Origin of the sequence: Methylobacterium mesophilicum (genome assembly GCF_022179445.1) — a bacterium.
Lineage (GTDB): Bacteria > Pseudomonadota > Alphaproteobacteria > Rhizobiales > Beijerinckiaceae > Methylobacterium > Methylobacterium mesophilicum.
In genome coordinates this window covers 13835-38485 of record NZ_BPQU01000040.1, presented here as the reverse complement: position 1 = coordinate 38485, position 24651 = coordinate 13835, and the positions used below count along the sequence as shown (strand labels likewise).

Below are 24651 nucleotides of genomic sequence, written 5' to 3'. Positions count from 1 at the left end.
ACCTCAGAGCCATCGTCACTCAGACCGCCTGATCCCCTTCAAGCGATCGCCCTGCTCCCTGGAATTCCGCTAAAAGATAGTTTGATCCAATCATCCTACCTTTGTTGACCGACGCGTACAACCGCCGTAGCGCTGGGCTCCCGAGCCAGGAGCCCGATCATGTCCCCGCGAACCCAGCACCCGCTCGCCCCCGCCACGCCTGTTCGAGAGGCGACCAGGCTGCCGCGCATTAAGGACTGCACCGTCGTCCTCGCCGTCGTCCTAAGCCTCTCCCCCGTACCTCTCCGCGCAGAGACGAAGCCGCCGTTCGGAGGGCCGTCCAGCCACGAGCCGCACACCGGCTCTGCCCCGCTGAACCCGGTGCGATCGGTACGCGTGGCCGTCCCACCGGGCGGCGAAAAGGATGCCGACATCGCGCTGCCCGTCCTTACGGTGACGCGACGCGGGATGACCGGAACGGATCCGGTCCCCGGACTCGTGGCCCGCATCTCGGCCACGGGTACCAAGACCGACACGCCCCTCATCGCGGTCCCGCAGGCGGTGTCTGTGATCCCCCGGGCGCAGATCGATCAGCAGGCCGCCCGGAGCGTCGGCGGCAGCGTCCACTACACGCCCGGGGTCTTCGCGGACACGCGGATCGGCGGCGTGCTGGAAAGCGTGTTCCTGCGCGGCTTCGGCGGGTTCGCCGCCGGCGCCACCAACCCGCAGGTCCTCGACGGCCTGCCGCTGGTCAAGGGCGGCAATTGGGCCGCACAGGTCATCGATCCCTCGACGCTGGAGCGCGTCGAGGTGCTGCGCGGGCCGGCCTCGGTACTCTACGGGCAGGCGAGCCCGGGCGGGATCGTCGCCATGGTCAGCAAGCGGCCGACCGAGCAGCCGTTCGGGGCGGTGACGCTCACCAGCGGCAACCGCAACCGCGCCGAGGCGGCCTTCGACATCGGCGGCCCGATCGGCGACGACGGCAGCCTGGCCTACCGCCTCAACGGCCTCGGGCGGCGGGTCGACACGCAGGTCGACTTTTCCCGGGAGCAGCGGGTCGTGCTCGCCCCGACGCTCGCGTGGCGGCCGGACGAGGACACGAGTCTCACCCTGCTGGGCTTCTACCAGAACGACCCGCACAACAACTTTTCGGGTTGGCTCCCGGCCGAGGGAACCCTGTTCCCCAACCCGGCCGGGCGAATCCGGCGCAGCTTCTTCCCGGGGGAGCCCGGGTTCGATGCTTACGACCGTCAGCAGGCCATGATCGGCTACGCCGTCGAGCACCGCTTCGACGCGACCTGGACCGTTCGGCAGAACCTGCGCTACGCTCATATCGATACGCGCTTCGAAGGCGCGGCGGTCAACTTCTTCGCCCCGTTCGGAGCGACGTCGCGCCTGCTCGAACGCTCGGCCTCCTGGTCGCGGGAGGCGGTGGACGGGCTATCCCTGGACAACCAGGCGCAGGCCGACTTCGCCACCGGGCCGATCGCCCACACCCTCCTGTTCGGGCTCGGCTATCAGGGCTCCCGGGCGGATACGGACGCCTCGGGCTTCGGCCCGGTGCCGCCGATCGACTTTGCAGCGCCGGTCTACGGCCGGCCCTTTGCGGTTCCGCCGGCCGCCCCGCGGACCCGGCAGGATTGGAACCGCGTCGGACTCTACGCCCAGGACCAGATGCGGCTGGACCGCTGGGTCCTCACGATCGGCGGGCGGCAGGACTGGTCCTTCCTCGACACCGCGAACCGCCTGAGCGCGCGGAATTCCCAACAGGACGACGCGGCCTTCACCGGTCGGGTCGGCGCGACCTACCTGTTCGACGGCGGCCTCGCGCCCTACGCCAGCTACGCGACCTCGTTCGAGCCGACCCTGGGCACCACCTTCGCGGGCGCGCCGTTCAAGCCGACCCATGCGCGGCAGACCGAAGCCGGGGTGAAGTACCAGCCGCCCGGCCTGGAGAGTTTTTTCGCGGTCTCGGGCTTCGACATCACCCAGGACAACGTATCCACCGCCGATCCGGCGCATCCGTTCTACAAAGTCCAGACCGGCGCGGTGCGCTCGCGCGGCATCGAGCTCGAGGCCCGCGCGACCCTGTCCGACAGCCTCGACCTGATCGGCGCCTATACCTACCTCGACACCACCGTGAGCCGGGACAGCAACCCGGCGCTCGTCGGCAAGCGCTTCGTGTCCGTGCCCGACCAGCTGGTGTCGCTCTGGGCGAACTATCGGTTCCCGGGCGGGCCGTTGGCGGGCCTCAGCCTCGCCGGCGGGATCCGCGCCATCGGCCGGAGCGCCGGCGACCCGGCCAACAGCTTCTCGGTGCCGGCCGTGACCCTGGTCGATGCGGCGATCCGCTACGAGCTCGGCGCCGCCGATCCGGGGCTGGCGGGCTGGCAGGTCTCGGTGAACGCCGCCAACCTGTTCGACCGGACCAGTGTCGCCTCCTGCTTCGCGGCGGGCGGCTGCTTCTACGGCAACGGGCGGACCGTCATCGCCAGCCTCGGCTACCGCTGGTGAGTTTTTAAGTCGTTATTTCGCATCATCCCGAAAGCCGGCAACCACCTTTCGGGATGATGCGCTACCGCGTGCCCGCCCGGCGGGTGCGGCGCTCGGCCTTGCGGGTCGCGGTCTCGCGCAGGTGCTGCTCGATGGCGTCGTTGGCGCGGCTGCGCATGTGCCGGATCGCCTCGACGTCGTCGAAGGTGTCGGGGAAGCGGCGTGACAGCCACAGGTAGGCGCTGGCCAGGCGGACGCTCCGCTCCTGGTAATCGAGTTCCCCGGTCAGGTTCGCCCGCAGGGCCGGGACCGTGGTGCCGGCCGCCCGAGCCTGGCTCCAGCGTTCGAGCATGCCCATGGCGATCTCGTCGCGCCGGTTGATCGGGCAGACCGAGAAGGCGAACTTTTCCTCGATCGGCAGCCGCGCCCGGTCGACCACCCGCGCGACCTCCAGGATCTCCTCCAGGGCCGAGGGCTGGAACGGCGAGCCGGCGTAGAAGGTCGCCCGGGCAAAATGGGTCAGCACCTCGTGGAGGCTGTGGGTCTGCATCTCCGCGGCGACGGAGCGGATCGCGCCGAGATCCGGCCGGACGAAGAAGCGCGTGTCGGCCGCCGGCGCCGTGGGAGCGCCCGACAACGCGACCCGGATCGGCTCGACGGCGATCGCGTCCGTCGCCGCCACGTAGCCGACCTCCTGGTGGCCGTAGCGGCCCGCCCGCCCGGCGATCTGGCGGATCTCGGAATTGGTCAGCCCGCGCTCCTTCACGCCGTCCCACTTGCGCACGGTCGAGAACACGATCCGCCGGAGCGGCCCGAGATTGAGCCCCATGCCGATCGCGTCGGTGGTGACCAGGACGTTGGCCTCGCCGGTGCGGAAGCGGGTGGCCTCGGCCCGGCGCACCTCCGGCGACAGGGCGCCGTAGATCGTCGCCACCCGGTGCCCGCGGGCGACCAGGATCTCGCGGTTCTCGTGCACGGCGCGGCGCGAGAACGCCACGACCGCGTCCCCCGGCTCGACCTTCTCCAGGGGCACCGCCTCGTCGAGCAGCAGCAGTGGCGACTTGCGGGTGAACGGGATCACCTCCAGCGACTCGCCCGCGGCCTCCGCGGCGCGGCGGACATACGACAGGGCGTCGTCGGAGCCGCACACGACCACGGTCCGGGCGGCCACGCCGAACAGCGCGTTGGTCCAGGCCCAGCCGCGGTCGGGATCCGACAGCATCTGGATCTCGTCGATCACCGCGACGTCGATCGGGCGGGTCAGGTCGGCGGTCTCGATGGTGCGGGCGGTGTGGGTCGGCTCGGGCTCGCCCAAGACCTCCTCGCCGGTGACCATCCCGGCCCGGAGCCCGCGCTCGCGCAGGGCCTCGTAATTCTCCAGGGCGAGCAGCCGCAGGGGCGCCAGGTAGGTGCCGGTCGGCGCCGCCGTCAGCATCTGCAGGGCCGCGTAGGTCTTGCCGGAATTGGTCGGGCCCATGTGGAACAGGATCCGCCGGTTCAGCCGGCGGGCGGCGGCGAAGCGCTCGATATAGGCACCGAACCCGACCTGATCGCGCAGGCGGCGCAGGCGCGAGCCCTCGCTCGCCACCGCCTTGGCGTGGCGGCGCACGGGGGTGAGCGCATCGACCAGGGCGCGTGCCAGCTTCGGCCCGTAGGCGAACACCCGGGACCGCAGCGACCGGTCCATGTGGGCGATGTAGGCGGCCGCATCGGCCCCGACCTCGCGCAGGTCCTGGATGATCTGCGCCCGCAGGCGCTCGACCGGCTTGCTCAAGCTGCGGACGGCCTCGGCCGCCCGCTCCGCCACGGCCGCCCGCAGGGCCTCGACCCGGTGGGCGGGATCGTTCCGGGCCGCCATGCGCGCCAGGATCTCGGCGGCGGCCGGGTCCGGGGCGATGTCGATCCGGAGGTCCATGCGGCCGTTGTCGAGCAGCGGGATCTCGATCCGGATGGTCCAGATCACCCGATGGTCCCGGGTGATCGCGGCCTTCAGGGTGGGGATGGCCTTCCGGACCGCCGGGACCCCGGTCTCGGCGAAGGCCCGGGCCCGCTGCCGGGCGCGCAACGCCTGGGCGACCCGCTCGTCCTCGACCTCGGCGCCGAAATCGGGCAGCTCGAGATCGGCGCGCAGGGTTTCCAGATCGACGGAATCCGGGGCGAGCCCGAGCCGCGCCACGGCCTCGGACAGATACGCGATCGTGGGGCGGAGACGCTTGCGCGCCATGAACTCACCTTCGGCAGCGGCGTCCGCCGGTCGGCGCTGACGCCGTCGAACGCATTCCTGACAAGCATCTATGCCTGACAAGCATTCTTGCGCCAGGATAGCTCCCGATGCCATCCCGCTCCCTGTCCCGTGTTCAGGCGTCGTGCGCCGCCTCGGTCAGCCAGGTGCAGAAGGCGCGCACGGTCGGGTCGTCCGCCCGGGTCTCGGGCACGTAGGTGTAGTAGCTCCGTGCCGGCAGCGACGGGCCCGCGAACGGGCGGGTCAGGCGGCCGGCGGCCACGTCGTCGGCGATCAGGCGCTCCGGGCCCATCGCGACGCCGAGGCCGTCGAGGGCGGCCTGCAGCGTCAGGTAGAAGTGCTCCAGGGTCACCGAGGCCTGCGGCGTCAGGTCCGGCACCCCGGCGGCCCGCAGCCAGTGCGGCCAGACCTCCGGGAGCGTTGCCGCGTGCAGGAGGGTGTGGTGGCGCAGGTGCTCCGGTTCGCGGAGCGGCAGGCGCCGCAGCAGGGCCGGGCTGCACACCGGCAGGCGCCGCTCGGACAGGAACGGCTGCCCGATATGGCCGGGACGCGTATCCGGCCCGCCCCGGATCGCCACGTCGAACGGGTCCACGAGGTGGGCCAGGGGCACGTTGGAGGTGGTCAGCCGGACCTCCACGGCGGGGTGGGCGACCTGGAAGCCGGACAGGCGCGGGATCAGCCAGCGCAGGGTGAAGGTGGCCAGCGCGTTGACGTGCAGCAGGCGCGGCCGGCCGCGCTCCACCTGGCGGGCGGTGGCCAGGGCGACGCGGTCGAGGGCGGCGCCGATCTCGGCGGCGTAGCTCTGCCCGGCCTCGGTGAGCACCACGCGCCGGTTGTGACGCTCGAACAGCGGCACGCCGAGCCAGCCTTCGAGCATCTGCACGTGCCGGCTCACGGCCCCGTGGGTCACCCGCAGCTCCTCGGCGGCGCGGGTGAAGCTCGCGTGACGGGCCGCCGCCTCGAAGGCCTTCAGGGCGTTGAGCGGCGGCAGGCGGCGATGCATGTCTGTCAGATTTTCTCACGCGAGCGTCAGCATAAGGCGTTTGTCAGCCGGGCGCGAGACCCGCATCCTGCGGTGGAACCACCAAGGGAAGCAGGATGGCCCGCGCATCGGAGTTCACCGCCTCGCTGGACGACGTCCCGGACCGGACGGCCAAGCGCATCGAGGACAAGCGCATCCTCGTGGTCACCGGGGTCAACCACGCCCTCCACGACGGCTACACCGACCTGATCTACGTGCTGCTGCCGGTCTGGCAGGCGGAGTTCGGCCTCGACTACGTCGCGCTGGCGCTGCTGCGCTCGCTCTATAACGGCGCGCTCGCCGCCCTGCAGATGCCGGCGAGCCGGCTCGCCCAGTCGCTCGGTGCCCGCACCGTCCTGGTCCTCGGCACGCTGCTCAGCGCCGGCGGCTACGCGCTCGCCGGGGCGTCGGGCGGCCTGATCGGCCTCTGCGCCGGCCTGCTGCTCGGCGGCGCCGGCAGCAGCACGCAGCATCCGCTCGCCTCGACCGTGATCGCCCGGGCCTACGGGACCGCCGCGCGGGGGCCGCTCGGCACCTACAATTTCACAGGCGACCTCGGGAAGGCCGCGGTGCCGCCGCTGGTCGGCTTCCTGCTGACCCTGTCGGGCTGGCGCACGGCGCTCTGGGTGATCGCCGGGCTGGGTGTCGCGGTCGCGCTCGGCGTCGGCCGCTGGCTGCCGCGTGATCCCACTTCACGCAGCGCGCCATCCCGGACCGCCCCGGGCCCCGCGCGGGTGGACGACGGGACCGAAGCGCGGTCCGGCTTCGGGCTGCTCGTCGCCATCGGCACCCTCGACAACGCCGCCCGCCCCGCCTTCCTGCTCTACCTGCCGTTCCTGCTGCAGGAGAAGGGCGCGGCCCTGACCACCGTGGGGCTCGCGCTCTCGCTGGTGTTCATCGGCGGCGCGCTCGGCAAGGCCGTCTGCGGCCGGCTCGGGGAACGGCTCGGCGTGACCCGGACCGTGCTGCTGACCGAGACCGGGACCGCGGCCGCGATCCTGGCGGTGATCGCCCTGCCGCTCGTGCCCGCGCTGATCCTGCTGCCGCTGCTCGGGGTGATGCTGAACGGCACCTCGTCGGTCCTGTACGGCACGGTGCCGGAACTCGCCCCGGGCGGCCGGGTCGAGCGGGCGTTCGCGGTGTTCTACACCTGCACGCTCGGGGGCAGCGCGCTGGCGGCCCCGCTGCTCTACGGCCGGCTCGGGGACGCGGCCGGCCCCCACTGGGCGGCGGTGGCGGCCGCCGCGACGGCGCTCGCCGTGGTGCCGCTCATGCTGGCCCTGTCGCGCCATCTGGTCGGGGGGAGGGCGGCCCGGAGGTGCTGATCCGGTCTCCCACACTCCAGGACGGCACCGATCCGTGAACACCCCGGCGGCTCAGAGCACCCCCAGCGTGCTCACCCGGACCGGCTCGGAGCGGCCCTCCACCGGGATCTCGCGGATCGCCGTCGGCGTGGCCTTGGCGGCGCGGTAGACCGCCTCCGAGACCACCGCGATGCAGCCCAGAACCTTGGTCAGGCCCTGCAGGCGCGAGGCGACGTTGACGGTGTCGCCGAGCGCGGTGAAGCGGGCGTCGGTGGCGTCGCCCATCTCGCCGACGATCGCCAGGCCGGCATGCACGCCGATCCCGTACCGGAGGGTGTGCTCCAGGTCCGCGGCCAGGAGCTCGTTCAGGGTGGCGACGTGCTCGGCCACGAGTTCCACCGCCCGGAGCGCGTCGCGCGCCGCCGGCTCGGGTTCGGTCTCGAGGCCGAACAGGGCCAGCAGGCCGTCGCCCAGGAACTGGTTGGTCGAGCCGCCGGCCTCCCGCACCGCGTCGCCGACCGCGCCCAGGAAGCGGTTGATGATGAACACCGTGTCGTAGGGCAGCCGCTCCTCGGCGAGCCGGGTCGAGCCGCGCAGGTCGACGAACATCGCCACGATGAAGCGCTCCTCGCCGGATTGCGCCCGGTCGAGCAGGTCCGCCTGCCGCACCGGCGGCGGCAGCGGGAACAGCGGCACCACGGCGAGGTCGGCCTCGGGCCGGAACTGGCAGGCGAGGCGCACCCCCGGCCCGGCGGCGATCCGCTCCAGCACGGCGCGCTCGGCCCGGCCCGCGGGGGGCGTGCGGTCGCTGCCGTCGAGCACGCGGATCCGGCAGGTGGAGCACCGGCCCCGGCCGCCGCAGACGCTGGCATGCGGGATCCGGTTGCGCCGGCTTGCCTCCAGCACGCTGGTGCCGCGGGGGACCCGGACCACCCGGCCGTCGGGATAACGCAGCCGGATCGTCCCGCCCTTGATCTCCGCCAGGGTCCGGACCCCGCGGGCCGCGATCACGGCGGCCACCAGGCCGGCATAGGTCAGCAGCATCCCGTTCCGGATGGCGGCGAGCTGCGCCACCTGGTCGGGCAGCCCGACATGGACCGGCTGGAGCGCCACGGCGCGCCAGGCCGGGTCCTGGGCGAGCGCGGCGATCGCCCGGCCGCCCTGCGCGAAGCCGAGCAGGGCGAGGACCGGCACCAGCACCGCCACCGCCAGCAGCCAGGGGGCGGCGCGCCCGAAGGCGGGCTTCAGCCGGAGCCAGAAATACAGGCCGGAGCAGCCGTGGATCCAGGCGATGACCAGCATCGCCGCCTGCATCGCGCCCTGCTGCGGCGCGGCGACCCAGAAGGCGTAGAGTTCCTGCGCGTAGCCCTTGTCCAGCCCCTCGGTGGCGAAGGCGATCCGGGTGCCCGCGATGTGGCTGATGAGCAGAGGCGGGATCAGCAGGCCGGAGACCATCTGCACCACCTCGCCGGGCCGCCAGCGGAAGTAGCGGGCGGCGTAGAGGGCCTGGAGCCCGAGCAGCAGGTGGATCAGCAGGGCGCCGTAGAGCAGCGCCAGGCCCAGCGGGTTGAGCCAGAGGGCGGAGGCGATATCCAGGCCGTCCTCCATGGCGTCGAGGGAGACGTTGCCGAGGGCATGGTTGGTCAGGTGGGTCAGGATGTAGGCGAACAGCACCAGCCCGCTGCCGAGGCGCAGGCGGCGGACGCCGAGGATGGGGCGGATCCGGGCGCGCAGCGGGATCGGGGCGGCCGGCAAACCCCCGGCGGAGGTTCGGAGCGTCGCGATCGACGAGGTGCGCGTCATGCTGGGAGGTCCGACGAGATCGGCAGCGGGCCCGGTCTGGCCGGCCTGTCGTACCAGCAAACCGCGTCCGCGGCCTCCGCCGTATTTCAACTGGCCGGCGAATTTCGGGTCGGGACCGGATCGAAGGCGGCCCGACAGACTTCGCGGTCACTTCGAAGCGAACGAAACAGGCATCGCCGTCGGCCGGCGATCCACGAAGAATTGCGCGGCCCATCCGCGACTTCTACGAAGTCTGCGGGGTCGGACCCGGATGCCGGGCAAACGTCAACCAAACGGACCGCCGGGCGTTGGCCGGCTGGGCTGACACCATCCGGATGACACTGCCAGCATGACACCCGTCGATCCGAGGCCCGACCCGTTCTTCGCTCGGAACGCCGCCGCGGTGGCGGCGGAGCTGGTCGGCGCGCGGCTCTGGGTCGGCGCGGCGGGCGGGCGCATCGTCGAGACGGAGGCCTACGACCGGACCGACCCGGCCTCCCACAGCTTCGCGGGCCCGACCCGCCGGAACGCCAGCATGTTCGGGCCGCCCGGGCACGTCTACGTCTACCGGTCCTACGGGCTGCACTGGTGCCTGAACCTGGTCTGCGAGCCCGGCAGCGCGGTGCTGCTCCGGGCGATCGAGCCGACCGAGGGCCTGGCCGCCATGGCGGAGCGGCGCGGCACGGACGATCCGCTTCTGCTCTGCGCCGGACCCGGCCGGCTGTGCCAGGCCCTCGGGGTCACCGGGGCGATGGATGGCCTGCCGGTGGCGGAGGCGCCGTTCCGGTTCGAGCCCCGGGCGCAGGCCGTCGCGGTCGCGGCGGACCGCCGCATCGGGATCACCCGCGGCGCCGAGACGCCCTGGCGCTTCCTGCTCGCCGGCTCCCGGTTCGTCAGCCGGCCGGTGCGGCGGGCCGCGCCGCCGGCGTGAGGCCGGGGCCCGCCGGGCAAAGGCCCGGACCCGGAGCTGCCGAAGCCGTACGGAGCGTCACGACGGCGTGCGCTCTTGGCCGGCCGAACAACCTCATGTATCGTGTTTTATCGCGTGGACTGACATTGTTTCAACTATAGGTCGGATAGATTTCGCGCTACACGCATTCGGACGTTTCGTGAGCCAGGATACCCATAAGGCCTTCGAGATCGTCGGCCGTCTCAAGCAGGCCGCGCGGATCCCGGACATCCTGCGCGAGATGCGCTCGGCCGGCGCGTATTTCGGCTACGACGCCTTCATCATCACCAACCTGCCGGCGGAGCACGCGATCTCCACGCAGGGCTGCGCCCTGGTGCCGGCCTGGCCGGAGGGCTGGCGCAAGCGCTATTTCGACCGGGACTACCTGCGGATCGACCCGGTCGCGAACCATGTCCGGCGCACCACCGAGCCGTTCCTGTGGCGGGAGGCGCCCTACCGGTCCGACGAGGCCGGGGCCGTCCGGGTGATGGGCGAGGCGACCGAGTTCGGGCTGTCGCAGGGGTTCTGCGTCCCGATCCATCACCTGTCCGGCCCGGGGGGCGGCGTCAGCTTCGGGGCGGACCGGCTCGACCTGTCGGACGACGCCAAGGCGGCGCTGCACCTCGTGTCGATCTACGCCTACCAGCGGGCCGAGACCCTGATCCGCGAGGGCGGCCGCAGCAGCCCGGCGCGCAAGGCGCCCCGGCTCACCGCGCGGGAGGTCGAGTGCCTGCGCTGGACCGCGGCCGGCAAGACCAGCTGGGAGGCCTCCGAGATCCTGAGCACGTCGCAGCGGACCGTGGAGTTCCACCTCCGGAACGCCGCCCGCAAGCTCGACGCGGTCAACCGCGTCCAGTGCGTCGCCGCGGCGATGCGGCAGGGCATCATAGCCTGACCCCGGGGCGGCCGCCGACCTCGTAAATTTACGAGGCTCTTTCGGACCCGCCACCCGGCATCACGCTCCCAAAGGGGGAGTGATCCATGGTTATCGTGATCGACGACGACAATATTTCCCGGCACGGCGATCTGATGGACAAGATCTACCGGTTCCGGCACGCCCTGTTCGTCGAGCGGCTGAACTGGGAGGCCTGCCGCCGGCCCGACGGCCGCGAGATCGACCAGTTCGACGGCCCCGGCTGCATCCACCTGGCCTACCTGGAGGGCGGGGCGGTGACCGCCTACACGCGGCTCCTGCCGACGACCCGGCCGCATCTGCTCACCGAGGTCTACCCGCACCTCGCCGAGCCCGGCCCGGCGCCCCGGGGCGCGGCGGTCTACGAGTGGACCCGGTGCGGGACGCTGCCGTCCCGGCGCGAGGGCCGCACCAGCCGCATCGACCCGGCCACCGCCGGGATCTTCATCGCGGCGGCCGAGGTGGCGCGGGCGCGCGGCCTCGACGGCCTGCTGGCGCAGACGCACCCGATCCTGGTCAACCGGCTGATGTCCTGCGGCTGGGACGTGGAGCCCCTCGGGCTGCCGACGACCTATCAGGGCCATTCCATCCTGGCGGTCTACGCCCGGCTGGGGCCCGACACGGTCGCGGAATCGCGCCGGTTCTTCGGCCTCGACGCCGCGCCCCCGCACGCCCCGCGCACGCAAGCGATCCGCCCGCCCGCGCCCGCCGAGCGGAGGCTGCACGCATGAGCATCTCGGACATCCTGGACCGGGCCTGCGGGCGCGAGGGCGAGGACCCGGCGATCGTGCGCCTGGGCCACCACGCGATCGAGATGTGGCGCGCCGCGGAGGAGATCGGCGACCCGGGCCTCCTCGCCGCCCTGCGCCCGCTGGTGGAGCATGTCGGCCGGGCGCTGGCCCGCGACGTCGAGGGCGAGACCTGCGCGGACGACACGCTGCATTGAGGGTGCAGGGGGCTGGGTCTTCGCGCGGTCGAAGGTCCCGCCCGCGTCGCCGCGCGTGGCGACCGGGGGCTGAAATCCGGCGCCTGGTCCCCATCGCGATGGCCGCGCAGGCTGGGACGCGGTGGCCGGCGCCGTCGCGCCTTATCGGGGGCTCATGAGGGCCGCGTGACGATGCTCGCTGGGAGCCATCCCGTAGCGCGTCTTGAAGCGGCGGGCGAAGTGGGCTTGGCTGGCGAAGCCGCAGCCATACGCCAGGGTGCCGATCGCCAGGTGAGCGCAACCCGGATCGGCCAGGCGCTTGGCGGCCGTCTCCAGACGGCGTTGCCAGATCCAGTCCGAGATGTGCTGGCCGCGCTCGTGGAACAGCTCCTGCAGCCGCCGCAGCGAGACGCCGACCGCGGCCGCGAGCTGCGGCGGGTCGAGGGTCGTGTCGCCGAGATGGGCTTCGACATAGGCCTTGGCGCGCTGGACCACGACGGTGCCGTGCAGCGGTCGCGGCACCTCCTGAGCCAGGCGCTCGGCGATGCTGGCCACGATCAGGTCGACGCCGATCGACGCCATGCGGGCGCCGGCATCGGCGGAGAGCCGGTCTCTCAATGCGACCAGTTCCCGGATGAAACACGTGGCCAAACGGGTCGATGCGAGATCCGCCCCGATCGTCAGAGTCGAATAGAGCCGCGTGGGTCCGAGCATCTTCTCCAGGTGCGCGCGCGGCAGTTCCAGGAACAAGACTTCGCCGCCGGTGGGCGACATCCGCACGGATGGCCGGCGGTCGTAGACGACGAAATCACCGGGGCGCTGCACGGTATCCTGATCGTCCACGATACGCTTCGATACGCCGCTGATCTTGAAGATCACATCGACATGCTGCTGGTCCACGTATCGCCGGATCGAGGTGGGCGTGATCTCGCTGCGCAAGGCGCTTTGCGAAAGGGAAGTCATCACGAGGGGCCCGATGCGGGTGGCCTTCATCTTGGCTTCGAAAGGGGCGTCGCTGAGAGGCTGCTGCTCGATCGGCATGCCCCTGTCGAACAGGTTTTCTCTCCAGCGCCTGAAGCTGTCCCGGGGATGCAGGCCTTCGGTTGAGAATACCGTTCGCATCGACCGTGCGCGAAGATGAGTTTTCGTGTTGGGGGTGAAACCTTGATATCAATCACAACCGATGTTTGCAAATATAAAGTATACTTAACCTAGGATAATACTGAGTAGATAAAATATTGACCGCAGAAGAAAAGATTGATCGCTGAGGTATCGTATGGCCCTGAATAAAGAGACGGGCCGCCTGGCCACAGAAGCGGACGTTCGTTCGTAAAACAGGAACCGATAGGGTTGCGGCATTCTCCGGCGTTGGTCGCTGCTATAAGCAGCTTCCGATCAGCGGGCAGCCTGCAATAGTACTGAAGCCCATCAAGAGGATTTCCGATATGGGCGCATGGGCGATCGCTACCAACAACCCCGTAGACGAGCGCTCCATCGGCAGCAGCAGGCTTCCTGCCAGTCCAACGATTGCCGGCGTCCAGGGGCTGAGCTGACCTTCACAAAGCATACCCTTGCGGATCAAGAGATGCGAACCGAGAGCGAACCGGAACGGAGCTGGAGCGCGCTCCGACGAAGTGGCTCCGGTTCGTCTCAAGAGCGCGCGCCAAAACGAGAGCCTAGAGCCGTGCCCGAGACCCAACGGGGTCGGGCACGGCTCTAGGCGTAGAATGTTGACGTAAAAACCTTGGCAAAGGCTCGCACGGCGGCTCGCCTGTGGCCGACGTTGATCCAGTCTGCAAACCGATCCGCGATTGGCACGAACATCCAACGCTCCGACCGCCTTCATGTCCGGCGGCGTCATGACAAGGACCGCTTATCTCCCGCTGCCGCAACGCCCGCGCCGCGACACCGTGGTCCGCACGACGAACGCACGCCGATGCGCCCTCACCAGGGACTAGAATTTGGAATTATTCGCACTCCAGTGCATCCTGCCTCTGCGCTGAGCCGGCTCGCTAGAACAATAAAGCGAAACGCTCGGCCGTGGAGGAACCATGAACGAGATCGTCAAGCCCGACTCCCTGCTCGTCGCCGAGGCGGAGAGCCTGACCCAGACCTTCTTCGGCGGCTGCCCCCACGATTGCCCGGACACCTGCTCGATGCTGTTCGAGGTGCGTGACGGGGAGCTGCTCGGCGTGCGCGGCAACCCGGACCATCCGATGACCCGCGGCGGCCTCTGCGTGAAGCTGAAGGACTACGAGAAGCGCCACTACCATCCGGACCGGCTGCTCTATCCGATGAAGCGGGTCGGCCCGAAGGGCTCGAAGCAGTTCGCGCGCATCACCTGGGACGAGGCGCTCGACACCATCGTCACCCGCTGGAAGGCGATCATCGACCAATACGGGCCGGAGGCCATCGCGCCCTACAGCTACCTCGGCAACCAGGGCCTCGTGCACGGGCTGAACGGCGGCGACGCGTTCTTCAACCGGATGGGCGCCACGGTTATGGAGCGGACCTTCTGCGGCGAGGGCTCGTGCACCGCGTGGCTGCTCACGGTCGGCCCGACCGCGGGACTCGACCCGGACAGCTACATCCACTCCAAGTACATCGTGATCTGGGCCTGCAACTCGGTCAGCACGAACCTGCACCACTGGGCCATCGTCAAGGACGCCCAGAAGAAGGGCGCCAAGGTCGTCGTGATCGACACCTACGCGTCGCGCACCGCCAAGGCGGCCGACTGGCACATCGCACCCAAGCCCGGCACCGACGGGGCGCTCGCCATGGCGCTGATCAACTCGATCATCGCGCAGGGCCTCGTCGATCAGGATTACGTCGACAATTACACGGTCGGCTTCGAGGAGCTGAAGGAGCGCGCCGGCCCCCGCACGCCGGAATGGGCCGCCGAGATCACCGGAGTCCCGGCCGAGGACATCCGCAAGCTCGCCCGCGAGATGGCGACCGAGCAGCCGGTGGGCATCCGCATGGGCGTGGCGCTGGAGCGGCATTACGGCGGCGGCCAGACCATCCGGGCCGTCACCTGCATCCCGGCGCTCACCGGCGCGTGGCGCCATGTCGGCGGCGGCGTCACGCAGTTCGGCGTCTGGGAGCACCCCTACAAGTTCGACGTGATGTGCCGGCCCGACCTGATCCCGGAGGGCACCCGCGTGGTCTCGAACCTCCAGATCGGCCGTGCGCTGACCGGCGAGATGCAGCTCGACCCGCCGATCATGTCGATGATGTGCTGGAACTCGAACCCGGTCACGCAGGCGCCCGAGACCGACAAGATCGTCGAGGGGCTGATGCGCGAGGACCTGTTCATGGTCTCGGCCGAGCACTTCATCTCGGACACCGCCTCCTACGCCGACATCCTGCTGCCGGCGACCATGGGCGCCGAGATGGAGGACATGATCCTCTCCTGGGGTCACCTTTATCTCACCTACAACACCAAGTGCGCCGACGCGCCCGGCGAGGCGATCCCGAACAACGAGATCTTCCGCCAGCTCGCCGCTCGCCTCGGCTACGAGGACGAGAACTTCAAGTGGTCGGACAGCGAGTGCCTGGAGCACTACGTCGACTGGTCGTCGCCGGCCTGCGAGGGGATCGACCTCGCCTACATGCGCGAGCACGGCTTCGCCCGGCTGAAGGTCGGCACGCCGGACGACCGGGCGCCCCATCGCGAGGGCAACTTCCCGACGCCGACCGGCAAGTGCATGCTCAAGGTCGAGGGCGCCACGAACTTCGTCGCCCCGCCGTTCCGGCAGATGTACGAGGGCTTCCAGCCCGGCGAGGCGCTCGACCCGCTGCCGGACTACCTCGGCCCGCGGGAATCCCACACCAACGACCCGGCGCTGGCCAAGCGCTTCCCGCTGAACATCGTCTCGCCCAAGAGCCACTACTTCCTGAACTCCTGCTACGCGAACATGGAGGACAAGCAGAAGGGCCAGGGCGAGCAGTTCGTGATGATCAGCCAGCACGACGCCGACGCGCGTGGGATCCGGGACGGCGACCGGGTGCAGGTCGGCAACGACCGCGGCGCGTTCAAGGGCGTGGCGCGCATCACCGAGGACGTGAGGGCCGGGATCGTGGTCGCGACGCTGGGCTACTGGCGCCAGCTCAACGAGGGCACCGTCAACAGCATCTCGTCGGGCGCCTTCACCGACATGGGCCACGCCCCGTCGTTCTCGGACAACCTCGTCGAGGTCGCCCGGGCGAACTGAAAGCCTCTCACGAAACGCCCTCTGCGCTGTCTTGCGCAGAGGGGGACGCCCGGTGATCCGGCGTTGTGTGCGGTGCGCTCGGCGCGCCGCCCGGGCTCAGGCCGCGCGCTCGGGGGCCGTGCGCCGGTCCGAGGACGGGCTGCACCCGAACTGGGCCCGGTAGCTGCGGGAGAAGTGGGCGGCGCTCGAGAAGCCGCAGGCGGTCGCGATCTCCCCGATCCCGAGGGGGCTCTGGCGCAGCAGGCGCCGGCCGTGGGCGAGGCGGATGGCGCGGTACTGGGCCGAGAAGCTCAGGCCGCGCTTCTCGCGGAAGAGCCGGTCGAGGTGGCGCGCGCTGACCGCCGCGAGGCGGGCCATGGCCCGGCGGGTGAGCGGCGCCTCGACCGTCTTCTCCATCGTTTCGAGGACGGCGAGCAGGGCCGGGTGGTGGAGTCCGTACCGCTCCGCCGCGGAGGCGCGCTGCGGGTCGTCGGCGGCGCCCACCGCGATGTGCAGGAACCAGTCCGAGACGCGGCGCGCGAAGGCCGCCCCCAGGCGCTCGGCGATCAGCGCGTGCGCCATGTCGAGGGGGGCGACCCCGCCGCCGCAGGTCAGGCGGTCGGCATCGGCGACGAAGCGCGCCCGCGTCAGGCGCGCGTCCGGAAACGCCTCGACCGTGGCGCCGGCATGCTCCCAGTGAATCGTGAAGGCGCGGTCCGCCAGCAACCCCGCCGCGGCCATCAGGTAGGGGCCGCCCGATATGCCGCCGATCCGGACGCCGAACCGGGCCATGCGCCGCAACCCGGCATGGATCGCCGGCCTGTCCCAGTCGGTCGGGTCGCCGCCCGCGCAGACGAAGACCGTGTCCAGGCGCCCGCGCTCGCGCGGCAGGTCCTCGGTCGGGACCTCCGCCCCCGAGGACGAGGCGACCCGGCCTCCGGCCTCGCCGAAGTAGCGCAGCCGGTAGAGGACCCGGCCGGCGAGGGTGTTGGCCGCCCGGAAGGGCTCGCAGGCCGAGGCGAACGACAGCAACCCGAAGCCCGGGACCAGCAGGAAGCCGATCTCCTGCGGCCGATCCCCCGGGGCCGGGCCGTCCGGATCCGGCAGCGCGTCGCTGGTTTGGCTCATCCGTGCAAGAAAGCGTCTCTCCCGGCCAAGCGCAACCGCCCGAGCGCGTCATGCTCGCGGCCGCCTTCCCGTTCGACCGAGATCCCGATCGCATGTCCGGCCTCGCACCCCCGCGCCCCTGCCGTCACGGGGACACCCGTCCCGGCCACGCCCCCACGTCGGGGCAGGCCCGATGACGCGCCGGTTCGACGTCGCGGTCCTGGGGCTCGGCGCGATGGGGAGCGCGATCCTCTACCAGCTGGCCAAGCGCGGGGCCGCGGTGGTCGGGCTCGACCGCTACGCGCCGCCCCACGCCCTCGGGTCGAGCCACGGCGAGACGCGGATCACCCGCCAGGCCGTCGGGGAAGGGCGCGACTACGTGCCCTTCGTCACCGCCTCGCATCGCATCTGGCGGGAGCTGGAGGCGGCCACCGGCGAGACGCTGCTGAACGCCTGCGGCGCCCTCGTCATGGCGCCCGGCCGCGGGGTCTCGTCCCATCACGGCAAGCCGGACTTCGTCGGCCGCTCGATCGCCGCCGCGCAGGGGGCCGGGATCCCGCACGAGGTGCTCGACGGGGCCGCGGTCGCCCGCCGCTTCCCGCAATTCCTGAACCTCGCGGGCGACGAGAAGGCCTATTACGAACCCGGCGGCGGCTACGTCTTCCCGGAGCGCTGCATCGCGGCGCAGCTCACCCGCGCGACCGCCCTGGGGGCCGAGATCCGGACCGGCTGCGAAGTCCTGGCGCTGGATCAGGACGCGGCCGGCATCCGGATCGAGACCGCCGACGGCGTGATCCTGGCCGATCGCGCCGTGGTCGCGGCCGGCGCCTGGACCGCCCCGCTGCTCGGCGCCCCGTTCGACACGCTGCTGACGGTCCGGCGCCAGCTCCTGCACTGGTACGCCCTGGCGGACGAATCCGCCTACGGGCCGCGCGCGCCCGTGTTCATCTGGATGTACGGGACCACCGACACGGATTACCTCTACGGCTTCCCGCCCCTGGCGGGGGAGCGCGCCATCAAGGTCGCGACCGAGCAGTACAGCACCGCCACCACGGCCGACGCCGTCGAACGGCGCGTCGACCCGTCGGAATCCGACGCGATGTACCGCCTGCGCGTCGCGGGCCGGCTGGCCGGCGCCACCCCGGAGGTCGTCCGGGCCGCGGCCTGCGTCTACACGGTGACCCCCGACCGCGGCTTCATCATCGACCGGCATCCCGGGATGGACCGGGTGCACGTCGTCTCGGCCTGCTCGGGGCACGGCTTCAAGCATTCGGCGGGCATCGGCGAGGCGGTGGCCGCGGACCTGTCCGTGGGAGTCGGGGGACCCGACCTCACGCCGTTCGCCATCGCACGCTTCGGTTGATCCGAAGGCCGATGGCTCGTGGATTGCTAGAAACCATGCCAAGATCCGTTCGCCCGAGCAGGACCGACCCGATGCGCCCCATGTCCCGACGCCTCCTGACGCAAGCCGCGCTGGCCGCCCTCGCGGCGATCCCGGCGCTGGCATGGCCCGGCCGGGCCTCGGCCGCGGACGGCGTCGACGCGATCAAGGCGCGCGGGACGCTGATCGTCGGCGTGAAGGCGGATTACAAACCCTTCGGCTTCCGCGATCCGAGCGGCGCGATCATCGGGCTGGAGCCCGATCTCGCCGCCGACCTCGCCAAGCGGCTCGGGGTGAAGCTGGAGCTGGTGCCGGTGGTCTCGGCCAACCGGATCGAGTTCCTCCAGCAGGGCAAGGTCGATCTCCTGATCGCCACGCTGTCGGACAAGCCGGAGCGCCGCCGCGTCGTGCAGGGGATCGACCCGCAATACTATTCCGACTTCGTCAACGTGCTGCTGCCCAAGACCTCCGGCATCACCGACTGGGCGCAGCTGAAGGGCAAGCCGCTCTGCGCCACCTCGGGGGCGTGGTACAACAAGGACGTCGCCCGCACCTACGGGGCGGAGATCGTCGCCTTCGACGGCTCCGAGAAGCCGCTCTTCGCGCTCAAGCAGGGCAACTGCCTGGGCTACGTCTACGACCAGAGCATGCTGCAGGGTAAGCTGCTCGACGACGACTGGAAGGCCGGCTACGCCCTGCCGCTCAAGGGCATCCTCGACGCGCCGTGGATGATGGCGGTGGCGCTGGGCAACACCACGCTCCAGACGATGGTCGAGGACGCGACCAAGGACTGGATGAAGACCGGCTTCGTCGTCGCCGGCGAGCGGAAGTGGGGCATCGAGCCCACCGCCTACTCGAAGGCGATGCACGAGAAGTACAAGAACGCGACCAACTGATGCGCGCCCGTGCAGCGAGCCCCGGTGATCGGCCGCGATGATCGAGGCGATCCAGGCCTGGTTCCAGGGTCTCTACGAGACCACGGGCTTCAATTTTACGGTCTTCTACGACCCGTATGACTGGAACCGCTACGTCGCCGGGCTGCGGATGACGCTGCTGCTCGGGATCAGCACGATCCTGGCCAGCCTGGTGATCGGCGCGGTCGGGGCGCTGCTGCAGAGCGGGCCCTCGCGCCTGCTGCGGGGGCTGGTCAACGGCTTCGTCGTGGCGTTCCGCAACACGCCGCCCCTGGTGCAGATCTTCTTCTTCTACTTCGGCCTCGGCACGCTCCTGCCGGATGTCCGCTCGGCGGACGGCCTGCGCGTCCCCATCCTCGACAACGTGCAATGGGCGATCGTCTCGCTCTCGCTGTTCGCCGGCGCGTTCAACGTCGAGATCTTCCGCTCCGGCATCGAGGCGGTGCCCAAGACCACCGTCGAGGCCGCCGAGGCGCTGGGCTACACCCGGTTGAAGGCCTACCGCCACGTGGTCCTGCCGCTCGCGCTCCGGGTCTGCCTGCCGGCGCTGAACAACAACCTGATCAACCTCCTGAAGACCACGACGCTCGCCTACGCCATCGCGGTCCCCGAGACGCTCTACGCGGTCAAGCAGATCTGGTCCGAGTCGCAGAACGTCCTGGAGATGATGCTGGTGCTGCTCGCCACCTACGCGGTCCTCGTCGGAGTGCTCGTGTGGATCATGCACCGCTGGGAGCGTGCCCTGCGCATCCCCGGATACGGCCGATGAGCGCTCCGGACCGGACCGCCCCGCGCGACGGCGGGCGCCCGGCGGGTCGGCCGACGGACCTGCCGGTCCTGCTGCCGTTCGCGCTCCCCCGGAGCCGCCCGGCGGCGCGCCTGCGCCCCGTCCACGGCTGGCTGCTGTGCGGCCTGGCCATCGTCGCCCTCCCGGCCTGGGCGCAGGGCGGGGCCGCCGCCCTGTCCCCGCTGGAGGTGGTGATCAAGTGGGCGCCGCTCCTGCTCACGGGCTTTTCCTTCAACGTCGCGATCTCGCTGATGGCGATGGCGATCGGCACGGTGGCGGGCCTCGGGCTCGGCCTGGCCATGCTGGGCGAGGGCCGGGTCCTGCCGCGCATCGCGTGGGCCGCCACGCAGGTCTTCCGCAACGTGCCCTGGCTGGTGCTGCTGTTCTTCGTGATGTTCCTGGTCCCGTTCCAGGTCACGCTGTTCGGCCTCCGGGTGCCGCTGCCCGACTGGGTGAAGGCGACGTTCGGCTTCAGCCTGCCGGTGATGGCCAACGTCGCCGAGATCGTCCGCGGCGCGGTGCGCTCGGTGCCGAACACGCAGTGGGAGGCCGCCGAATCCCTGGCCTTCACCCGGCGGCAGACCCTGTGGCGGATCATCCTGCCGCAATGCGCGAAGCGCATGCTGCCGCCCTGGATGAACGTCTACGCGCTGATCGCGATGGCCACCGTGCAGGCGTCGATCGTCGGGGTCACCGAGATGCTGACGCTGACCGCGCAGGTGCACGCCGCCGAGGGCGGACGGCCCGAGCTGTTCGCCCCGCTCTACGGCTTCGCGCTGCTCTGCTTCTTCCTCTACTGCTACCCGATCGACCGGTTGACCGCCCACCTGGAACGCCGCTTCGAGACCCGTTGAGCATGATGCAAGCGACCGTCGCCAGCAGCCCGTCCCCGGCCTGGACCCCCGACCAGCCGATCGTCCGCGTCGTCGACGTGCACAAGTCCTTCGGGACCTTCGCGGTCCTGAAGGGGATCAGCTTCGACGTGCGCAAGGGCGAGGTGGTCTGCATCATCGGGCCCTCCGGCTCGGGCAAGTCGACGCTGATCCGCTGCATCAACGCGCTGGTGCCGGTCACCGCGGGCTCGATCCGGGTCGAGGGGATCGAGGTCACCGATCCGCGGCTCGACAAGCTGGCCTTGCGCCGCAAGGTCGGGATGGTGTTCCAGCAGTACAACCTGTTCCCGCACAAGACCGCGCTGCAGAACGTGATGATGGCCCCGATCCACGTCCTCGGGCAGGACCGGCGCGAGGTCGAGGCCCGGGCCCGCGCCCTGCTCGCCAAGGTCCGGCTGGCCGGCAAGGAGGAGGCGTATCCGGGCGAGCTCTCCGGCGGTCAGCAGCAGCGCGTGGCCATCGCCCGCTCGCTGGCGATGCGGCCCGACGTGATGCTGTTCGACGAGGTCACGGCCGCCCTGGACCCCGAGACGGTCAAGGAAGTGCTGGTGACGATCCGCGAATTGGCCGAGGAGGGCATGACCTGCATGCTGGTCACCCACGAGATGAACTTCGCCCGGGACGTCGCCGACCACATCTACTTCACCGACCGCGGCGTCATCGTCGAGCACGGGCCGCCCGCGACCTTCTTCGCGTCCGCGCAGGACGCGCGCACCCGCCGGTTCCTCTCGCAGGTGCTCTGACGGGCCGGGGGGGGCGAGCGGCCGGGGCGCGGGTGGACGCAGGGCCGGCCTGCCGCCATTCGGTCGCGCAGGACGGGCGAGACGGTGGGGCCGCGTCGGCCGCATGACGCGCCCGGCGCCGTCGCGCGTTTCGAAGGTGCCCCCCCGCGTCGCCCGCGCTCTCAGCTCAAGGCGACGTCGAAGCCGCGCCGCACCGCCGGCCGGGCCATCATCGTATCGTACCAGCGCTTCACCTGCGGGTAGTCGGCGAGGTCGACCTGATGGCGCCCGTGCCGCCACGCCCAGCCCAGAATGGCGAAATCCGCGATCGACAGCGCGCCGGCGACGAATTCCGCCGCCGCCAGGCGCCGATCCAGCACCCCGTAGAGCCGGTGAGTCTCCTTCAGGTAGCGCTCCAACCCGTAGGCCCGGTCCTTTTCCGCGACGCCCAGGAAATGGTGGACCTGCCCCGGCATCGGTCCGAACCCGCCCATCTGCCACATCAGCCACTCCAGCACGGCCATGCGCTGGCGCGGATCGGCCGGCAGGAACCGGCCCGATTTCTCGGCGAGGTAGAGCAGGATCGCGCCCGATTCGAACACCGAGATCGAACCGCCGGGCCCGTCCGGATCGACGATCGCGGGGATGCGGTTGTTCGGGCTGATCGCCAGGAAGGCCGGATCGAACTGCTCGCCCTTCGTGATGTCGACGGTCCGGACCCGATAGGGCAGGTCCATCTCCTCCAGGGCGACGCTGATCTTGCGTCCGTTGGGCGTGTTCCAGGCATACAGCTCGATCATCGCGGGGCCTCGCCATGCGGGCGGTCGCGAACGGCGCGCGGTTGCCCGAGCGCGACCGGACCGGATCGCGGCATCGTGCGGACTGGAAGCGCCGCGATCAAGCCGCCGCGCGACGGCGTTCAGGAATGCGGCGAAGAAGCCCCCGAAGCGGCCCGGTCGCGCCGAACACGGCCGGTCCGACCCGGCGGCGCGGGGCCGGCGGCGACCGCCGATCCTCATCGCGTGCGGCATGAAAACCGCGACGGGGCGATGTTTGCGCGCGCATGCGTCCCGGACGGGACATGAACCGGTCTCGGAGGCTGCGGCAGCCGGGCAGGGAGAAGCGTCGACGCGACGCGCAGAGCGAGGGCGCGTTCGCTCCCGAAGCGTGACGGCGGACCGATCAGGATGGTGCCGGGAGACCCCGTGGGCCGCCGCTAAGTCCCGGTCCCTGCAGCGCTATCGCTGCGGCGAGCAGGACGCTGGATATCCACCAGGAAGGCCTGGTGGTGGGCGCAGTCGGGCTCGAACCCGTCTCTGCTGAGCGCGCGCGAAATGCGAATTTGATGCAGCGCGAAATGGGACTCGAAACGGAAGTTCCGGCGACAGAGATGCGACTTCGACCGCGTACCAATTCCTATCGCATCATTTTTTGATTGACCCCGGCGGGCGATCCGGCGAATTCTGTCGTACGCAGAAGCACGACGCGTCGCGGATCATCCGCATCGGGTTCGAGCATTGGCTGCCTTCGGTTCTCCACGCCTCGCCGCACCATGATCGTGCGTTGGGGGAAGGTGACTGTTGGCCCATGCTGACTCGATTGGACCGGCGTCATGTCTCCAGCTACTCCTACCGAACCGCACCTCATCCCCTCGGTCGAACCGCCGCCGACCCGGATTCGCAGGCGATCACTGGCTCATCAGAAGTCAGCCCAGCGATCCCTCGCCATCGTCAATCTGTCACCGAGCGAGCTCGTCGTCGCACGGGCGCGACTGCGCAAGTACCAGCCTCGCCACCGCGAGCACCTACTCCAGAGCGTGACGCGCTGGGGCATCGTCGAGCCGATCCTGATCGACGCCGATCGCCGCGTCATCGCCGGTCATCAGATCCTCGCCGCAGCCCTGGAGCTCGGCCTCGCAACGGTCCCGACCATCGCGTTGGCCAACCTCTCGGACGCGCAAGCCCGCGCCCTGCGCATCGCCCTCAACAAGCTGCCGGAGCTGTCGAGCTGGGATCCGAACGTGCTGAAGGACGAGCTCGCTTTCCTCGCCGATTTCGACATCGACCTCGTCAGCTTCACCGCGTTCAGCTCGGCCGAGCTCGATGTGATCCTCACCCCCACCGAGGACAATCCCGACGACGCTTTGCCGGGGCCACTCAAGCAGGCGATTTCTCAGCTCGGCGATATTTGGACCTTCGAAGGCGGTCACCGCCTCGGCTGCCTCGACGTCCTGAGCGAGGTGAGCCTTCCCGCGGTCATGGCCGGTATGCTCGCGAACCTAGTCCTGTGCGATCCGCCATACAACGTCCCGGTCGCCGGACATGTCACCGGTCGGGTCGGCGCCCGCGAGTTTGCCATGGCCTCCGGCGAGATGAGTGTCGCAGAGTTCACAGCGTTCCTACACGCCGTGTTCGAGCGGCTCTGGGAGCATGCCGAGGATGGCTCGCTCTCGCTTCAGTTCATGGACTGGCGGCACATGCAGGAGATGCTGGCGGCCGGTCATGCTGTCTACCAGCAGCTTCTCAATCTCGCGGTCTGGGCCAAGACCAATCCCGGCATGGGCTCGCTCTGGCGCTCCGGCCACGAGTTGTGTTTCATTTGGAAGAAGGGCGCGGCGGCGCACGTCAACAACATCGAGCTCGGCCGTAATGGCCGCAATCGCTCGAATGTGTGGAGCTATCCCGGCGCGAACAGCTTCTCCCGGGCAGGCGACCCTGATGGCCTAGAGCACGTGACGCCGAAGAACGTGGCGATGATCCAGGACGCAATCCTGGACGTATCCCGGCGTGGCGATATCGTGCTCGACGCCTTTGCCGGCAGCGGCACCACCCTGGTCGCGGCGCACCGCGCGAAGCGGCGCGGCTTCGGTCTCGAGATCGATCCGCTTTACGTCGATCTCGCTGTGCGCTGGATGGAACGGTGTACGCGCGCACAGGCGCGCCATGCTGGGACCGGTCTAACGTTTGCCGAGATGGCCGAGCAGCGGGGCATCGTGCTGCCGCCGTGCTTGCGGCGCACGTGAGGCGGTCCCATGGCCAAGGACCGC

19 protein-coding genes are annotated in these 24651 nt (G+C 70.5%); 13 read left to right on the top strand and 6 right to left on the bottom strand.

The window, feature by feature from the left end:
* Nucleotides 1–447: 447 nt before the first annotated feature.
* A complete protein-coding gene (locus MFF40_RS25235) occupies nucleotides 448–2493 on the top strand; it encodes a TonB-dependent siderophore receptor (RefSeq protein ID WP_238262745.1) in 2046 nt (681 codons plus the stop codon).
* Nucleotides 2494–2554: 61 nt separating this feature from the next.
* Here the strand turns inward: MFF40_RS25235 and MFF40_RS25230 are convergent, their stop codons facing one another.
* Together MFF40_RS25230 and gcvA are read right to left on the bottom strand one after the other, a co-directional pair.
* Nucleotides 2555–4696, bottom strand: a complete 2142-nt coding sequence (locus MFF40_RS25230) for a helicase-related protein (protein WP_147898212.1) — start codon at nucleotides 4694–4696, stop codon at nucleotides 2555–2557.
* Between the two features lie 133 nt (nucleotides 4697–4829).
* Nucleotides 4830–5717 carry a transcriptional regulator GcvA gene (gene gcvA, locus MFF40_RS25225; protein WP_147898211.1) on the bottom strand — a complete coding sequence of 296 codons (888 nt, stop codon included), beginning with the start codon at nucleotides 5715–5717 and terminating at the stop codon, nucleotides 4830–4832.
* A gap of 95 nt (nucleotides 5718–5812) precedes the next feature.
* On the opposite strand from gcvA, the gene MFF40_RS25220 reads away from it, so the two are divergent.
* The gene (locus MFF40_RS25220) at nucleotides 5813–7060 is read left to right on the top strand and encodes an MFS transporter (RefSeq protein ID WP_147898210.1); all 1248 of its coding nucleotides are present in this window, start codon (nucleotides 5813–5815) and stop codon (nucleotides 7058–7060) included.
* A 51-nt stretch (nucleotides 7061–7111) separates the two neighbouring features.
* On the opposite strand, the gene MFF40_RS25215 is transcribed toward MFF40_RS25220, so the two are convergent.
* A complete protein-coding gene (locus MFF40_RS25215) occupies nucleotides 7112–8842 on the bottom strand; it encodes an adenylate/guanylate cyclase domain-containing protein (RefSeq protein ID WP_187278135.1) in 1731 nt (576 codons plus the stop codon).
* 328 nt (nucleotides 8843–9170) lie between these two features.
* On the opposite strand from MFF40_RS25215, the gene MFF40_RS25210 reads away from it, so the two are divergent.
* The 4 genes from MFF40_RS25210 to MFF40_RS25195 all read left to right on the top strand — a co-directional run bounded on the left by MFF40_RS25210 (nucleotide 9171) and on the right by MFF40_RS25195 (nucleotide 11629).
* Complete coding sequence (locus tag MFF40_RS25210) at nucleotides 9171–9752, top strand: DNA-3-methyladenine glycosylase (protein WP_238262743.1); 582 nt, start codon at nucleotides 9171–9173, stop codon at nucleotides 9750–9752.
* Between the two features lie 178 nt (nucleotides 9753–9930).
* Nucleotides 9931–10665 (top strand): autoinducer binding domain-containing protein, encoded by a 735-nt coding sequence (locus MFF40_RS25205; protein WP_238262741.1) that lies wholly within the window; start codon nucleotides 9931–9933, stop codon nucleotides 10663–10665.
* An 86-nt stretch (nucleotides 10666–10751) separates the two neighbouring features.
* Nucleotides 10752–11414 (top strand): acyl-homoserine-lactone synthase, encoded by a 663-nt coding sequence (locus MFF40_RS25200; RefSeq protein WP_238262739.1) that lies wholly within the window; start codon nucleotides 10752–10754, stop codon nucleotides 11412–11414.
* Nucleotides 11411–11629: a hypothetical protein gene (locus MFF40_RS25195; RefSeq protein ID WP_238262737.1), complete on the top strand. Its 219-nt coding sequence runs from the start codon at nucleotides 11411–11413 to the stop codon at nucleotides 11627–11629. Before MFF40_RS25200 ends, MFF40_RS25195 begins: the two co-directional genes overlap by 4 nt.
* Before the next feature lie 141 nt (nucleotides 11630–11770).
* On the opposite strand, the gene MFF40_RS25190 is transcribed toward MFF40_RS25195, so the two are convergent.
* On the bottom strand, nucleotides 11771–12730 hold the full coding sequence (locus MFF40_RS25190) for a helix-turn-helix domain-containing protein (protein WP_238262735.1): 960 nt from the start codon (nucleotides 12728–12730) through the stop codon (nucleotides 11771–11773).
* Nucleotides 12731–13659: 929 nt separating this feature from the next.
* Here MFF40_RS25190 and MFF40_RS25185 point away from each other — a divergent pair.
* Nucleotides 13660–15822, top strand: coding sequence for a molybdopterin-containing oxidoreductase family protein (locus MFF40_RS25185; RefSeq protein ID WP_238262733.1), 2163 nt, complete (start codon nucleotides 13660–13662; stop codon nucleotides 15820–15822).
* Between the two features lie 96 nt (nucleotides 15823–15918).
* Here the strand turns inward: MFF40_RS25185 and MFF40_RS25180 are convergent, their stop codons facing one another.
* A complete protein-coding gene (locus MFF40_RS25180) occupies nucleotides 15919–16929 on the bottom strand; it encodes a GlxA family transcriptional regulator (RefSeq protein WP_238262730.1) in 1011 nt (336 codons plus the stop codon).
* A 172-nt stretch (nucleotides 16930–17101) separates the two neighbouring features.
* On the opposite strand from MFF40_RS25180, the gene solA reads away from it, so the two are divergent.
* From solA to MFF40_RS25155, 5 genes are all read left to right on the top strand, one after another.
* Entirely contained in the window at nucleotides 17102–18271 is a 1170-nt protein-coding gene (gene solA / locus MFF40_RS25175) for an N-methyl-L-tryptophan oxidase (RefSeq protein ID WP_238262728.1), read from the top strand.
* Nucleotides 18272–18342: 71 nt separating this feature from the next.
* Complete coding sequence (locus MFF40_RS25170) at nucleotides 18343–19185, top strand: transporter substrate-binding domain-containing protein (RefSeq protein WP_147855625.1); 843 nt, start codon at nucleotides 18343–18345, stop codon at nucleotides 19183–19185.
* Nucleotides 19186–19222: 37 nt separating this feature from the next.
* Entirely contained in the window at nucleotides 19223–19972 is a 750-nt protein-coding gene (locus tag MFF40_RS25165) for an amino acid ABC transporter permease (RefSeq protein ID WP_147855624.1), read from the top strand.
* Nucleotides 19969–20844, top strand: a complete 876-nt coding sequence (locus MFF40_RS25160; protein WP_238262726.1) for an amino acid ABC transporter permease — start codon at nucleotides 19969–19971, stop codon at nucleotides 20842–20844. Before MFF40_RS25165 ends, MFF40_RS25160 begins: the two co-directional genes overlap by 4 nt.
* A gap of 2 nt (nucleotides 20845–20846) precedes the next feature.
* Nucleotides 20847–21626 carry an amino acid ABC transporter ATP-binding protein gene (locus MFF40_RS25155; RefSeq protein ID WP_283206120.1) on the top strand — a complete coding sequence of 260 codons (780 nt, stop codon included), beginning with the start codon at nucleotides 20847–20849 and terminating at the stop codon, nucleotides 21624–21626.
* A gap of 161 nt (nucleotides 21627–21787) precedes the next feature.
* Here MFF40_RS25155 and MFF40_RS25150 read toward each other — a convergent pair whose 3' ends face one another.
* Complete coding sequence (locus MFF40_RS25150) at nucleotides 21788–22405, bottom strand: glutathione S-transferase family protein (protein WP_238262724.1); 618 nt, start codon at nucleotides 22403–22405, stop codon at nucleotides 21788–21790.
* 812 nt (nucleotides 22406–23217) lie between these two features.
* Here MFF40_RS25150 and MFF40_RS25145 point away from each other — a divergent pair.
* Nucleotides 23218–24627, top strand: a complete 1410-nt coding sequence (locus tag MFF40_RS25145) for a DNA modification methylase (RefSeq protein ID WP_147855690.1) — start codon at nucleotides 23218–23220, stop codon at nucleotides 24625–24627.
* Nucleotides 24628–24651: the final 24 nt, after the last annotated feature.